Below are 15,115 nucleotides of genomic sequence, written 5' to 3'. Positions count from 1 at the left end.
AATTCAAAAATACTCTAAATATTTGTTATTTGATTAAAATTTCGGCTCCTTTTTTTAACTAAATGTCATTGTTTATCAGGTGTCATACGCTTGCAGGTAACGTCAGACTGTATAAAAACTCACAGCCTTCTAAACAATTAAATCGCTTTTAAAGAGGTCACTTTTTAGGACTATTTTTATCCCGAAGCTTCGGGACAGTTTTTTATTGAGGTTGTGCAACAGTAAAAATTGTTAAGTACTGTCATTCTTTAAGCCCGTGCGTTTGTCGTCATTGTCAAGCTGTCTTTTTTGCTTTTTCAGTTTCTCTTTTGTAAACAAATCTGCCGTATATTTTTCGTAGAGTTCAAATAAAAACTCCATTCTGTTGGCGTCGCTTGTAAACGGTTGTGAACGATACGCCAAGTCAACGACTTTGTCTAATTCATTATGTGCTTTTGTTAATTCTGCTGGCATTGTTAAAGAACCATATAATTCTGCAAGAGAACTGCTCGGGAATTGATTTCTTACTTCAAGGACTTTTTCTGCGGCTTTTTCTATGGCTTTAACTTGTTTGTCGGTTGGATTGTCTGGCCAAGGGAAATTATTATAAACAATATCTTTTGAATATCTGAAATCACTTTTAAGCCTACCACATACAGTTCTTATCCAAGCCATATGCATTACAGACATTAAAATCCCAAAATGGAATAAGTTACCATTAGGAACAATATGACAACTATTATTTGCAATATCTTTCTTACTAAAAAATCCTATAGGGATATATTTTCTGTTTTCAGAAGTTGTGCTTGGAATCAAAATATATGTGTCTGGTTGATTTCTATCACGAAATAGCATTGGAGTTTCAGCAAACTTTTGCGTAGAAGGCGCCACGCTATTTAGACGAAACTTTTTTACATATTCTATTCTTTTAAGAACTTCTGGCATTTGCTTTAGCTCATTAGGTTGAGCATCTACAAGCCATAAGCACCAACGTTTATAACCATTAAGAAATTCGTATGCTGAAATTAAAGAATTAATAAATTTTTCTGCTTGTGGTTCTCTTATAATCAATTCATTTTTTTCATCGTCAGTCAATAACAAATGCCCTCCGTCTAATGGCATATTTCCAAAACTCATTTTCGGAACGTTACAAATAGGATTAGAACTTTTGTTTATCAAAATATCTTTTGCATCAACTAAATACGGATTGATATTTTTTGCTTTTATTTCGTGTGCTTCGCCTTTAATATCTTCATATTCAAAAATACTTTTATTATTAGTGTCGAAATTAGCAAAGCCAATTATCACACAATAAACTGCTGCATTTCCTTTTGCTTCATTGCTCCATTTAAAGGTTCGATGTGCAAAATGAATTTTGATTTTGTATTTATTAAGCATTTGACCCCAAAGTATGCTCGTTTGTTCGCCTTGAACAATTGAATTTGTAGAAACGAAAGCAACTTTAGTTTTAGTTCCTTGAATGTATTTTGCCGCTTTAATATACCAAGCAGTTACATAGTCTAAAACACCACTACCTTGAATATTATCAAATTCTTTAACAACCGAATCTCTTTGGTTTTGGCTCATAATTTTTGAACCAATGAAAGGTGGATTGCCTAAGATGAAATCAAATTTTATTTCTTGTTTTTCTTTAGGTTTTATGCCTTTGTGTATTTCAAATGTTTCTGTTTGAACATTTACTGTTTTATATTCTTCAAGAGGCTCTTCAACTAAATAAATATTGGCGTGTTTGGCAACTACATTTATCTCATTTACTGGATTTAATAGACTTTGCCAATCTATTTTTAATGCATCTCCGTGAACAATCTTAGCTGCTTTTTTTAATGGCAAGCGAACAAAGTACTGCCCAAACTCATTGCTAATTTGCATATTCATTTGGTGGTCGATAAGCCACATTGCCACTTCGGCAATTCGGGCAGGAAATTCCTCATATTCAATCCCGCACATCATATCAACGTCAAGCCAAATGATATTGCTAACGTCCATTACTTGTTGTCCACCTTTGTAGGAGGCTCTCAAAATTTCTATTTCCAACAAACGCAATTCTCTGTAAGTAATTACAAGGAAGTTACCACAACCACAAGCAGGGTCAAGGAATTTGAGAGTGCTTACTTTTTTATGAAATTCAGGAAGTTTGTTTTTATTGTCTTTGATGCTTTCAAATTCCTTCCAAAGTTCATCTAAGAAAAGCGGTTTGATCAATTTTAAAATATTGGTTTCACTGGTGTAATGCGCTCCCAAGTTTCTGCGTTCTTTTGGGTTCATTACACTTTGGAACATTGAACCGAAAATTGCAGGTGAAATTTTACTCCAATCAATGTAACAACAGTCTAACAAGGCTTGTCGCATTTTGGTGTCGAAACTTGCCGTTGGCAAGTTCTCTTCAAACAATTTTCAGTTCACATACGGAAAGTCAGCCAATTGCTCGTCAAGATTTTTAAAACGATTCTCTTTTGCTGTGTTTAAAACTTGAAACAATTCTTGCAATTTTGCTGCGAGGTCGCTTCCGTCTTCGGCTGTTCGTTGTTCTAAATAGTCTTGAAATTGTTGTTTATTGAAAATGGTTGTGTCTTCGGCAAACAATAAAAACAGAATACGAACCAAGTAAACTTCTAAGGGATGTCCTGTGTAGCCTATTTCTTCCAATCTGTCATGCAGTTTACCCATTAACTCTGCCGCTTTTATGTTGGCAGGGTCTTGTTCATTGTAAACCTTTTTTTGATACCCTAAAATGTAACCAAAATGCTGAACATTATTTACAAGGTCATTCAATTTAAACTCTACGGTCTTATCTTCTTCAAGGTCGTAAAGCCGAAAGTTTTCAAAGTCAGAAATGAGAATGTATTTAGGTAATTCGTGTTGTTTAAGTCCGTGGGTGTAATCAATAGCTTGTTGGTAAGCTCTATCAAGGTTTTTGCCCCGACTTTTCATTTCAATTAAAATGGTGCCTTTCCAAAGCAAGTCAATGTAACCGTCTTTGTCGTCCAGTTTTTTCACTCTGTGTTCAAAGGTCGAAACACGTTTACTACTAATACCAAAAACATTAAAAAACTCAACTAAAAATGGCTTTGCATCAGCTTCTTCGTTTGAAGTGTCCGCCCATTCTTTTGAGAATTTTAATGCTCTATCTTTTATTTCGTTCCAACTCAATGCCATTCTTTTTTCTATGTTTTGTCAGTCTTTCGATGATTGTTTTGTGGTTCACTAGGCTTGCGCTTATAATCTGACACTAGAAGCGAGTTTGGTACTAAATTAAGCCCTATTTTCGGATTTGCCAAATCTTACCAAATACAACACCAATTTTAAATTAAGCCTAATACCCAAATTGCTTGTAGCGATTGTTAAAGCAGTTTTTGCTTTTAGTTTTCTCTTTAACTTATTAATATATCGTCTTCAATTTTTAGAAGAATTAATATCAAAATTTTCAAAAGTATATTGTAATCATTTTCTTGAACATCTTTTGATTCAGAGTTTGAGCCGTGAATATATTTATTGCGTAAATCTAAACCGTTGGAAAATTCTTTTTTATTTAAATTATAGTTTAAATAGCGAATTTCTTCTCGAGTAAACAAACAATTTTCAAATATTACTTCATTCTGCTTTTCAAAATCAATTAAAATATTTCTTATTTCCAAAGGGAAGTGCCAAAAACTAATAACCTCTTGATAATGAAATGAACTAAAAATAAGAGACATAATTCGATCTACTCTAATAAAGTTTTCGATATCAAAAAAAATGATTTTTTTCTCTAATAGATAATCAATTTCTCGTTGTTGAAAACCTTCAAATAAATCATAAGTGACATTTTCTTTTAAAAGGAGTTCATACAGATTATTGTATTTATTCTTAAATGGTTCAATATAAGTTAAAGATGATTGTGTCGAAAACAAACAATTTTTTATGCGATAAATATTTTCGCCTTTAGCATATACATATTTAATCTCTACTCTGCTTTTTAGTTTGCTGAAATAGATAGGAGATGAGTTAAACCGTAATAATTCAAAATCTATCTCTCCATCTTCTATAAATGCATTATACTGTTTTAGTAGAAATTCTAACTCAGGTGCTAGAATACGTACCTTTTCAAAAAATTCAGTTTCTTTTGAGGGAAGTGATATTTTTAGTCCTCCAATTCCATAGACTTTTTGTAGTGTCTCTAATACTACAAAAGAAATAACATCTTCAATGTCAATATTATTATTTTTTAAATAGTACTTATATATAGCAAATTGTCCATTAGAGAGAAGCTCTTTTTGATTAAATTTTATATATTTTAGATATTCTGCTTTAGAACGCATAAAAATCATATCCATAGCGTCCATCTCGCAATTTCGTTGCACTAAATTCATACAACCTTGAAAGTTGACATATTCAAATAAGTAAGTGAAGTTTTTGAATATCGAAAAAAAATCTCTTGTTTCATCAAGATAATTTTCACTATAAATGTAACTTAATCTATTGTTTTCTTCATTGTATTTTAATGATTTAGGCTCTAATTGTTCTCCAGAAATTCCAATTTCAATACCATATGATATTCCATTGTTTTTCTTGAAAAATGATTTTGTAATTTCACGTTCTTTTTTAGAAGCTCGAAATTTAGTTTTATAATCAAGTTTTAAATTTTGAGAATTTATGATAAGATTAATGTAATTTAAGTTCGGTTCCGAGAGTGAAATATAGCGGTTGATCAATATTTCAATTTTATCTAAAGAAAAGATTTTAGGTATGTAAATTTTTTTCTTTTCTCGTAATGAAATTTCCTCGTAGTAAGATAAAATTATTTCGGCAGTTTCGGGATTTTTTTCAAAATGCTCTAGAATTACCTTTGAATAGTAATTTACTAATTGCTCGTTATACAAAACTTCTTGGAATATATATTTTTTAGAAGTCAATAAAGTTGATATTAAACTAGAATCAATTTTTTTAAATATATTTAATTTGTTGAATAATTCCCAAAAATTATGGGTATACTGGAAATTTATTTCTGTAAAAACTTGAGTGAAATTTGAGTTTTCAATTGATAAAAAAAAGTTTTTTATTAACTCCCAAAACCCGCTTACTATAGTTTTATATTTTTGGTATTGTTCATCAGACCAAGTAGGTAAGCGAAGATTATTTTTAAAGTATAATTGAATGTTATATAATTCTAGTAAATCATTTATTGAAAAAGAATTATTTTTATCAAATAATTGAATTATTTTTTCTGCATTTTCTAAATTTATTCCACTACTTAAATCATCATTAGAATAATAAACAACCCTTCTTAAATCATCCGACATTTTCAGCTATTTTGATTATATATTTTTGTTAGATTTCTAAAATTGCTAGAACTTGATCTATGCGAAAGAAACCTAGTTATATACTCTCTAAACTGCTTAGATCGAGGGTTTGTTTCGCTTTATAGCTGTACAAATATATATAAAAATCTTCCAAATCTTCGAAACCCTCTTTGCATACGCAAAACATATCCTATTATCAGAATACGCCAACTATAAGTCACCCATGTTAAATATTCTATAAATGTACACTACTAGCAAAATAAATTTTTTGAATGGCTGTTATTATTAAAGTTTTTAACCCATTAAATTGAATTACCATGGATTTTACCTTAGCCAATTTTGATTTCAAAGTAGACACTTTGACAACAGTAGCAGAAGTGGATCAACTGCTAGAGGAACAAGCACTTCAAATCAAAGGATTTGAAGTAAAATTAGGAAGCCGCGAGTTGCAATCGGACAAATCGGTGTACCGCAGCGAAAATTTAGACCTAGAAATCGCCGAAGTGCAAGCGATTGTAACCTCAAAAGAAACAGAACTTGCCGCCTTAACACCCGGCACACGAGCACACGAAAATGTAGCCATCGACCTCGATAGTGCGAGAGCCAGTTTGCGACGATTAAATTTCCGCAAATCGGAAACGCTAAGTGCACTTTCGTTAGTAGATAAAAACACAGATACTGGCGAAGCACAATTGCTCCTGTTGTATTTTACCCGTTTCAAAGAAGCCTTAGAACTGAGAAAAGCAGCGTTGTAGGCAGTAGCTCCAATAATTTTTAAACACCAGCCCATTTTTCTGGTGTTTTTTTTAGACTTGAATTGCATAATTCTTCAACTCATAAAAAATAAATTATGCATAATAAAATTATGCAATTGAAAAGTAGCATCGATTGATATAAAAAAGTGGGACTGAAAATTTTAATTACTATGAACCATTTACTATCACTTTTAGGTATTCGGGTAGCTGATTTGAAAGACTTGATTCTTGTTCCGGAACAAACCTTATATTCTTGGTTTGCTAGACAAAGTACTATTCCTACTGAGTATTCTGGTTATATCTCAGGATTAGAACTCTATCAGCAGCAACAAAATGCGGAAGAGTTAAAAACTACTTATTCAAAATGGGAAACCAAGAACCGCATACTTTTAGAAACCCAAAAGACAAAAGCCTTACGGGAATTGCGGGTTGTTGCACAAAAAAACAATTTAGCATTAGATCAACTCAAACAAAAAGAAACCCGATTACTCCAACGGTTGCATCTTTCAGAACAGTATCCAAAATACCTTCCTGTTCCTTTACAAAATTCAGAAAACCTACTATCTTGGTGTAGCTTACTGTCCCGCAGAAGTACCTTTGATCTTGGCGAAACAAGATTGGCGATTCAAAAATTGGAAGAAAAAAAAGCGGGATTAGCCGCTCAAATTCAGTATTGGGAAGGGATTTTGAACTAGTAGTTGTATGCTGTCTAGATAGTTTTCGTGCCTGAAATAATTAGTAAATCTTTTATAGCAATCCTTTTTATTTTGCGTTGTCTTTGATTGTTTAACTTTATGGGAACGGATTGTTAACCACTATTGGGTTTGAAATAACTATTAGTCGTGGTTTTTATTTTGAATTTAAAACTTCTTCAATACTATTGTATGCAGTGAGAACATATTCAATATTTGGGTTGTCATTATGGTATAATAAAGAAGTATAAAGTAAGTAAACTTCTCCATTAGCTTCACAATTAATAACATTATCAATTTTAGTTACAAATTCATTGAAAGTGCTATTTAAATACCATCTATCAAATACATTAAATCTAATTTCTGCCTTTTCTTCATCTTCTGAACAAATATAAATTAAAGAATTTTGAGCATTTTCAAAGAAAGATTTAATTATGTCGTCAATTGTTCTCGCTACCGCACTATCAAAAGGTTCAATAGTGTCACTAACTTTTTCAATAATTACTTGATATACATTTTCAATAGTATCTTCAGATACAGAATCAAGAGTTTCATCAATTATAAATACAACTTTATATTCGATATTGTTTTTAGTAGTAAAATTGTAAGTGCTTGTAACTTCGTTAAAAGTGTAGTTATAAAGGTTTAGCAAACTTAATACCTTTTTGAGTTACTGTTTCAATAGTAGTGTTTCCTTTCAAAAAAGAACGAACAATAGCTTTATCTGCAACCATTTTGGTTATAGATTTCATTACTGATTCTTTTGTGATGCTTTTTTTCATACTGCAAATATATAACTTTCTCAATATTAATCAATATGGTAGTCAATTATTTTAACATCAGTAGATTCTGTATAAAGGTAATTATTTTTATGCTTATCAATATCTTCATAAAAGCCAAATGTTCCTGAAAAATCACATCTAAATTATTTATTTACGAATGTTTCTTATATAATTACTTACAACCGTTTAAAGTCGTTTGTAAATAATAATTAAATGTGGATACACAGCCTTGTATGCCTAATTTGTGTTATTATTTCTTACTAAATAGCAACAACCACATTCTTTCTCTTCACTATTAGTAGTAAACTTAAAAATTAATTGTTATATATATAACACAATGTTACATTTTGTTAGTTTTCATTATTTTCTTTGATGTAACAGTTTTCTACAATAGATTTGCAAAAAAAATAAGCGAAATGCAACCCAAAGATTTAGTACAATTAGCAGAACAATTCGGTAGCCCTCTATATGTGTATGATGCCGAAAAAATACAATCACAATACCTTCGTTTAAAAGGAGCATTCTCAAAAGTAGAACGTTTGAGAATTAACTATGCCGTAAAAGCCTTATCCAATTTGGCCATCTTACAATTGTTGAAACAAATGGGATCCAATTTAGATACCGTTTCTATTCAAGAAGTACAATTGGGCTTGCATGCAGGTTTTCAACCACAACAAATAATATATACCCCAAACGGTGTTTCCTTTGAAGAATTAGAGGAAGTTGCACAATTGGGTGTACAAATCAACATTGATAACCTTTCTGTATTGGAACATTTTGGAACAAAACATCCTAATATTCCAGTTTGTATCCGCATCAATCCACATGTTATGGCGGGTGGAAACTCCAACATTTCTGTGGGTCATATTGACAGTAAATTTGGTATTTCGATACACCAAATGCCACACATTCTTCGCATAGTAGAAAATACTAAAATGCATATCAATGGTATTCACATGCATACTGGTTCTGATATTTTAGATATAGAAGTTTTCCTTTATGCTGCTGAAATTCTTTTTGATGCTGCTAAAAATTTCAAAACTTTGGATTTTCTTGATTTTGGAAGTGGTTTTAAAGTTCCCTACAAAAAAGGAGACATTGAAACTGACATTGAAGAACTAGGAAAAAAATTATCTAAAAGATTCCTTGCCTTTGAAAAAGAATACGGTCGTGAATTGACATTAGCTTTCGAACCAGGTAAATTTTTGGTGAGTGAAGCAGGCTTCTTTTTAGCAAAAGTGAATGTAGTAAAACAAACCACCTCAACGGTATTCGCAGGTATTGATAGTGGATTCAATCATTTGATACGACCAATGTTTTACGGTTCTCAACACCATATAGAAAACATCTCCAATCCTAAAGGGAAAGAGCGTTTCTATACCGTAGTAGGCTATATATGCGAAACAGACACCTTTGCCAACAATCGCAGAATTGCTGAAATCAATGAAGGAGATGTACTTTGTTTTAGAAACGCAGGAGCCTATTGCTTCTCCATGTCATCCAACTACAATTCCAGATACAAACCTGCCGAAGTTTTATGGAAAGACGGAAAAGGTATTTTAATTCGCGAACGTGAAACATTCGAAGATTTATTAAAGAACCAAATTATGTTGCCCACAGAAGTAGAAGCATTACTATCATAACACCTAACTAAACAAAACAAACACAACAAACAAAAAATCCCAAAGCACTTAGTTTTGGGATTTTTGATTTGGAAATCAATTAGTTCTGTTCTATAATTCTTTGCACTTTAATTCTTCAAAAACTTAGTTTTGGTAATCCCTTCTCCGTGATTAACCTCTATAAAATAAATTCCTGATTGTAATTTTGAAATATCAATTTGTGCCGATACATTGGTTATATTTTCTTTTTTTATCACTTTTTGTCCTAAACTATTGCTTATTTCAATTGTCAAAATTGTAGTTTTCTCGGATGAAATAACAATGAAATCATTGGCTGGATTAGGATGAATTTGTAGGGTACTAGAACTGAACTCTGATGTGGCTAGAGGTGTACAACTTCCGTCAGCAACAAATGGATTAAACCACCTCAAAACGTCTTGTTGAATTGCTGTACTTTCACTACTTTTTACGTCTCTACAAAGCCACGCACTAACACTATCAGGATTAGAGCACTTTGATGTGATGGCAAAACCCTCAATGTTATCATTTGTATCTCCAGGATTAGAAACAAAATATTCATTTTTAACAATAAACTTTCTTTCATTTCCATCAACACTAGTAGTTGACAAATCAGTAACTTCTAATTTGTTATTTCCTGACAGATTATGCAAAATGTAGAGTAAACCAGTACTTCTATCAAGAGATAAATCACAACTCTCTGTTCTGTTTGTTCTGTATTTACCAATGTATGCGAAATCATCATTAGAATTGGGATTAATATCATATACCCAAATAAATCCTCCGTCTTGACTGGCTATAAAAAATAATCCGCCTAATCCTTTTACGGAGGTGTACAGTTGTCCCGTTTGTTCACTTATAAATCCTGCAGAACTCAAAATAGCATCAGGAATAAATACTATACCTTCTGGGCCTGTATTTCCCGTGTCTTGCATTGGCGAGGGAAAAGCTAGTAAATTCCAATGTTTGTACAGAGATATATTTGAAAAAGTAGAAGAATGGGTATAGCGTCTAATTTCATAATTAGTTTCATCAACAGTATAAAACTCATTTGCATAAAGATTTGCCTGTGTAATACCCTCTGGACCACCAGAAATACTCCTACTCGCAATTTGTGAAAAACAATTCGTATTGATGTCTAATTGCAAAACTCTTACAACTCCGTTATCTTGAACGCCATACAAACGATTGTTAATAGGATTCCAATGCAAACCACTGAAATCTGTAACTGCAGATGAGCCCAAGATATTTGTTAAATTGACTGCCGACGACCAACTCACTGAAGGCCAACTTTGGGCGAATGTAATTTGGAATTGCACACAAAGGATACCTACTACGATTTTTTTCATGAAGAAATGAATTGAAGTAAAAAAATCTAAATTACTTTCCTAAAACCTCCGTCATAACCTTAGCTTCTGTTCCGTTAGTAAAAGGAATTTTAAGCAATTGTGAAAGTGTTGGAGCAATTTCTGTAATTACTTTTCTGTCATGAGATTCTCCTTTTTTGATATTCCATCCATAAAAAATACAAGGAACATGTGTGTCATAACTATAAATCGTTCCATGTGAAGTTCCCGTTCCCTGATATTCGATATAGCCTGGTTTATCGAGTACAACCAAATCACCATTTTGAGTCACATCGTATCCATTTGAAATGGCATTAAGATAAAAATCAGTACCTGAAGCTACAACTTCTTCCTCTGTATATACTCTTTTTACCTGTTCTTGGGTCATTAAAAAATCTTTGAATGCACTTTTTACTTTTGATACGTCTAATCCTTTATTCTTAATAATTTCTTTGTTAAGAAAGAGATTAAAACTAGAATAATTCAATAACACATCTTCTCCAAAGGTATCAGTTGAAAATTTCCTCAACGCCTTTCTTATTTCTTTAGGCTCAACACTCTTTACATTTAATTTATGATCTTTCAAAAAAGTAACATTTTCAGCTCCAGCGTGGTCAGCAGTTAAGAAAACAAGATAATTACCTTTTCCGATTGTTTTATCAAGATATATAAGAAAATCCGCTATAGTTTGATCTAGACGCAAATAGGTGTCTTGCAACTCCATCGAACGAGGTCCTAAGAGATGTCCTATGTAATCTGTGGAAGAAAAACTAACTGCAAGAAAATCAGTAATCTCATCTTTACCTAACTCTTCTTTTTCAATAGCTTTTACAGCAAAATCTGCTAAAAGATTATTCCCAAATGGTGTGGTACGTATTACTCCAGCATCATTTTTCTCGTACATTTCTTTTAAATTATAAGGAAAAACTGGTGCTGAACTATTATATAATTTTCCTTCATACGGATTATCATCAACTAGGCTTTCATCGTATGTTGCCTTAGGTTTTAACAAATCCCAACCTTTGTTAATATAGGACATGTAACGCTTTTCTTGATTAAATTCGGTAACCCAATCAGGCAATTTATCACCATAAAAAGTACTTGAGATAAAATCTCCTGTTTTACTGTACCAAAAAGCCCAATTTGCGAAATGTCCAGCTGGCAATATAGCACCACGATCTTTGATACTTATTCCAATTACTTTTCCTCTAAAATTTGTCGCCATTCTCAACTCATCAGTAATGGTGGTACTTTGTAAGTTTTTAGGAGACATTTTTCCCTCTTTTTCTTTTGCATTACCCAAAGTACTTACAGAATCATCATCGGTACAATACATTTCTTTACCTAATTTTCTACTGAACCACTCATTCCCTACTATACCATGAACTGAAGGTGTAGTTCCTGTATAAATTGAAGCATGCCCTGGGGCAGTATACGTTGGCATATAATTATAATGCATGTTATGAAATGTATAGCCGTCATTCAGTAATCGCTTAAAACCACCTTCTGAAAAATCGTTTTGAAAACGGTATAAATATTCCATTTTCATTTGATCAACTACAATTCCGACAACCAGTTTTGGTTTATTTTGAGCATAGTTAGTTAAGAATGTAAGACAAAAAAAATAGATGAAAAACTTTTTCATAAGACAGTTTAAATTATATGAATCAGGAAATATTGGTTGTAAAGATAATAGAAATATTATGATATAGTATTTGCTTTGAGCTTTATCGAAGTTAAATTAAAATTAAAATGCCACTTTGAAAGTGGCATTTTATTTATTTCAAGATTATGAATTCGCATCGTCTATTAATGGAGTGTTCTTGTTCTGTACAAACTTTTGTTTTACCACATTTGATTAGAGGAACGGATTCTCCAAAACCTCTAGAGCGCAGTCTTTTTCGTTTAATACCGCTTTTAACTAAATATTCTAATGATGAAGCAGCTCTTTTATTTGAAAGCATTAGATTATAAGTATCTGAAGCACGTGAATCTGTATGCGCATCAATTTCGATTTCCATCACTGGATATTTATTTAATAAATCTACTAACACATTTAATATTCTTGCAGCATCATCTTTAATATCCCATTTATTCAAATCAAAATAAATATTTTCAAGTACAATTTGTACTTTACCATCTTGACGTTTGGTTATAATCTCTTCGGCATCATCATAACATTCCATGAATAATTCTATGGTGTAGCGAAGTTTTCCATCTTCATTGGTAACAAATTCTTCACTGTGAGGAATGTAAAAATCCTTTACTGCTTCGATTCTGTATTTTTTGTTAGGCTCTGTACTAAAAATATAGTCTGCGTCAGCTCCTACAACCATCTGCCCAATTAATATGTTATTTTCATCGTACAGTGCCACTAGAGTACCTGGTAATGGATTTTGTGTGTTTTTGTCTTTTACTTCACCTTCAACTACAAAACGATTTTCGTTTTCTGTTCTTGTAAAACTGTATAAGTTATCCCCTCCTTTGCGATTTGATGACAAATACCCTTTGTTCTTTTTTTCATCTACGACGTAGGCAAAATCGTCAAGATTGCTATTTATTGTTTCGCCTAAATTTAATGGTTTTGCAAAAACACCATCATAGGATTTACTCATAAAAATATCCAGTCCTCCCATTCCTTGATGTCCATCAGAGGCAAAATATAAAACCGTTCCGTCATCTGATATAAAAGGAAATTGTTCCCTGTGAATCGTGTTCACAGCTTTACCAAGGTTTTGTGGTTGTCCAAAAGTTCCATCTTCATTAACATCAACCACGAAAATATCAAATGAACCTAATGTTCCTGGCATATCACTAGAAAAATACAATTTCTTTCCATCCTTGCTCAGAACGGGATGCTCTGTCGAATAGGTATCACTGCAAAACGGTAGCTCTTTTACATTAGTCCATTTTCCATCTACAAATTCTGCTTTGAAAATTTTAATTACAGCTATTTTTTCATCACCTATCTTAACTTTTTTATCATTTGTACGGTTAAAATACATAATTCTACCATCGGAGCTAAAAGTTGCTGAACTTTCGTGTGTTTTGGTATTGATTTCCTTTGGAAAGGGTTCGACATTGGCCAATAACCCTTTGTCACTAACATTAGCACTAAATAAATCTAAATAGGGTTTTTCATTCCAACCAAATGATTTAGATTCTGAGCTTCTCAAGGAAGCAAATGCTACTTTATCTCCATAAAATGACATTCCAAAATCACCATTGGTTGTATTTTTAGACATCAATTGTATTTCATAGTTGTAAGGAACATTAGTAACAAGATTGGCGATAAACTTGGGAGTGCTTATCTCATATTTCAAATATTCACCCATTATGTTATCAGCCTTAGTATAATCAGCAGTTCCTAATAAAGAATGAGCATACTTGAAATAATATTCTGGGGCTACACTATCCTTATAGGTTAAAAATAGTTTCCCGTACACACGAACGGCATCAATCATCTGAGAATTGTTATAATAACAATCCCCCAAATTTTGCAATATCTCCTGACTTTCTTTTAGCTGCTCGTACATTTCTGCAGCTTTAACGTAAGCTCTTTTTTCAAATAGTGCATTAGCTTTTTTCTCGGTTGCTTTTTGGGCAAATAAGGTGAAACTAAAACAAAATATAAAAAGTATATAACAGTATTTTCTCATTTTTTTCGCTATTAGAAGAACCTTGGTGATTTTTCGAATCCTTTGGATGATAAACTTGACGTATCTAAATCAAATAATAAAAATATCTCATGAGTTCCTGAATTATACCTTCCTAAATTAGACAGAGTATAATCGTAGGAATAGCCAACACGTAAATTCGGCATAACATAAAAATTTACTAATCCGCTAACCGAATCATCAAATCGATACCCCGCACCTAATTCTAATTTATTATTTATCAAGAAATTAGTTGTTACATCTACAGATAAAGGAGCCCCTGAAACTGCTTTGGTCATGAATGCTGGTTTGAATTTTAAATTGGAATTTAAATCAAACACATAACCACCTGTAAAAAAGTAATGTATTTCTTCAACCCCTGTCGTTTTAATTCCATTTTTACTATTAATGTGTTTTGTGGTTAGCAAATTTGGAGCTGATAATCCTAAATAATAATTTTCTCCAAAGAAAAATGTTCCAACTCCAATGTTCGGAAAAACTTCGTTGATATTATTTTCAAAAGCAAAATCAAAATCTGGATCTGTAAATTGAAATCCACTAAAATTAGTATTGAAGAAAGTTGCTCCTCCTTTTAAACCAAATGATAATTTATTTTTATCAGAAACAGGCAACACATAGGCAAAATCCACGTAGATATTGTTCTCATTTACTACATCTCCGATAGCGTCGTTAATAAAAGACACTCCCATTTCAACTTTTTTGGCAATAGGCGAATGTGCAAATAAGGTTGCTGTTTTTGGTGCACCTACAGCGCCTACCCATTGCGTTCTATATAATCCTCCCAAATTGATGACTCCAGAATTATCTGTAGCATAGGCAGGATTTATTACATTCATATTATACATATACTGTGTATATTGTGGATCTTGTTGCGCTTTTACTAGAGTAGAAACTAGAAAAATGCCTATGAGAACAAAATAATATTTAAAATTTCTTCTTTTCAT

10 protein-coding genes and 1 pseudogene are annotated in these 15,115 nt (G+C 32.1%); 3 read left to right on the top strand and 8 right to left on the bottom strand.

What is annotated here, in order from left to right:
- Window positions 1-231 precede the first annotated feature (231 nt).
- Together AC23L6_RS11455 and AC23L6_RS11450 are read right to left on the bottom strand one after the other, a co-directional pair.
- A pseudogene (locus tag AC23L6_RS11455) lies at window positions 232-3,156 on the bottom strand (class I SAM-dependent DNA methyltransferase).
- A 215-nt stretch (window positions 3,157-3,371) separates the two neighbouring features.
- The gene (locus tag AC23L6_RS11450; RefSeq protein ID WP_487562517.1) at window positions 3,372-5,279 is read right to left on the bottom strand and encodes a hypothetical protein; all 1,908 of its coding nucleotides are present in this window, start codon (window positions 5,277-5,279) and stop codon (window positions 3,372-3,374) included.
- Between the two features lie 377 nt (window positions 5,280-5,656).
- Between AC23L6_RS11450 and AC23L6_RS11445 the strand changes: the two genes are divergently transcribed.
- Together AC23L6_RS11445 and AC23L6_RS11440 are read left to right on the top strand one after the other, a co-directional pair.
- Entirely contained in the window at window positions 5,657-6,034 is a 378-nt protein-coding gene (locus AC23L6_RS11445) for a hypothetical protein (RefSeq protein ID WP_487565534.1), read from the top strand.
- 170 nt (window positions 6,035-6,204) lie between these two features.
- Window positions 6,205-6,729, top strand: a complete 525-nt coding sequence (locus AC23L6_RS11440) for a hypothetical protein (protein WP_487562519.1) — start codon at window positions 6,205-6,207, stop codon at window positions 6,727-6,729.
- A gap of 154 nt (window positions 6,730-6,883) precedes the next feature.
- Here the strand turns inward: AC23L6_RS11440 and AC23L6_RS11435 are convergent, their stop codons facing one another.
- The gene (locus AC23L6_RS11435) at window positions 6,884-7,378 is read right to left on the bottom strand and encodes a DUF6169 family protein (protein WP_487562520.1); all 495 of its coding nucleotides are present in this window, start codon (window positions 7,376-7,378) and stop codon (window positions 6,884-6,886) included.
- A complete protein-coding gene (locus AC23L6_RS11430; protein WP_487562521.1) occupies window positions 7,362-7,508 on the bottom strand; it encodes a hypothetical protein in 147 nt (48 codons plus the stop codon). The genes AC23L6_RS11435 and AC23L6_RS11430 overlap by 17 nt, the downstream gene beginning before the upstream one ends.
- 416 nt (window positions 7,509-7,924) lie before the next feature.
- On the opposite strand from AC23L6_RS11430, the gene lysA reads away from it, so the two are divergent.
- Window positions 7,925-9,151, top strand: coding sequence for a diaminopimelate decarboxylase (gene lysA, locus AC23L6_RS11425; protein WP_487562522.1), 1,227 nt, complete (start codon window positions 7,925-7,927; stop codon window positions 9,149-9,151).
- Between the two features lie 107 nt (window positions 9,152-9,258).
- Here the strand turns inward: lysA and AC23L6_RS11420 are convergent, their stop codons facing one another.
- From AC23L6_RS11420 to AC23L6_RS11405, 4 genes are all read right to left on the bottom strand, one after another.
- On the bottom strand, window positions 9,259-10,497 hold the full coding sequence (locus tag AC23L6_RS11420; RefSeq protein ID WP_487562523.1) for a T9SS type A sorting domain-containing protein: 1,239 nt from the start codon (window positions 10,495-10,497) through the stop codon (window positions 9,259-9,261).
- A gap of 31 nt (window positions 10,498-10,528) precedes the next feature.
- Entirely contained in the window at window positions 10,529-12,139 is a 1,611-nt protein-coding gene (gene pafA, locus AC23L6_RS11415; protein ID WP_487562524.1) for an alkaline phosphatase PafA, read from the bottom strand.
- Between the two features lie 133 nt (window positions 12,140-12,272).
- On the bottom strand, window positions 12,273-14,153 hold the full coding sequence (locus tag AC23L6_RS11410; protein ID WP_487562525.1) for an OmpA family protein: 1,881 nt from the start codon (window positions 14,151-14,153) through the stop codon (window positions 12,273-12,275).
- A gap of 11 nt (window positions 14,154-14,164) precedes the next feature.
- Entirely contained in the window at window positions 14,165-15,115 is a 951-nt protein-coding gene (locus AC23L6_RS11405) for a PorP/SprF family type IX secretion system membrane protein (RefSeq protein WP_487562526.1), read from the bottom strand.

This window comes from Flavobacterium sp. R1_16 (genome assembly GCF_057652095.1).
This window is presented reverse-complemented; position numbering and strand designations above follow the sequence as displayed.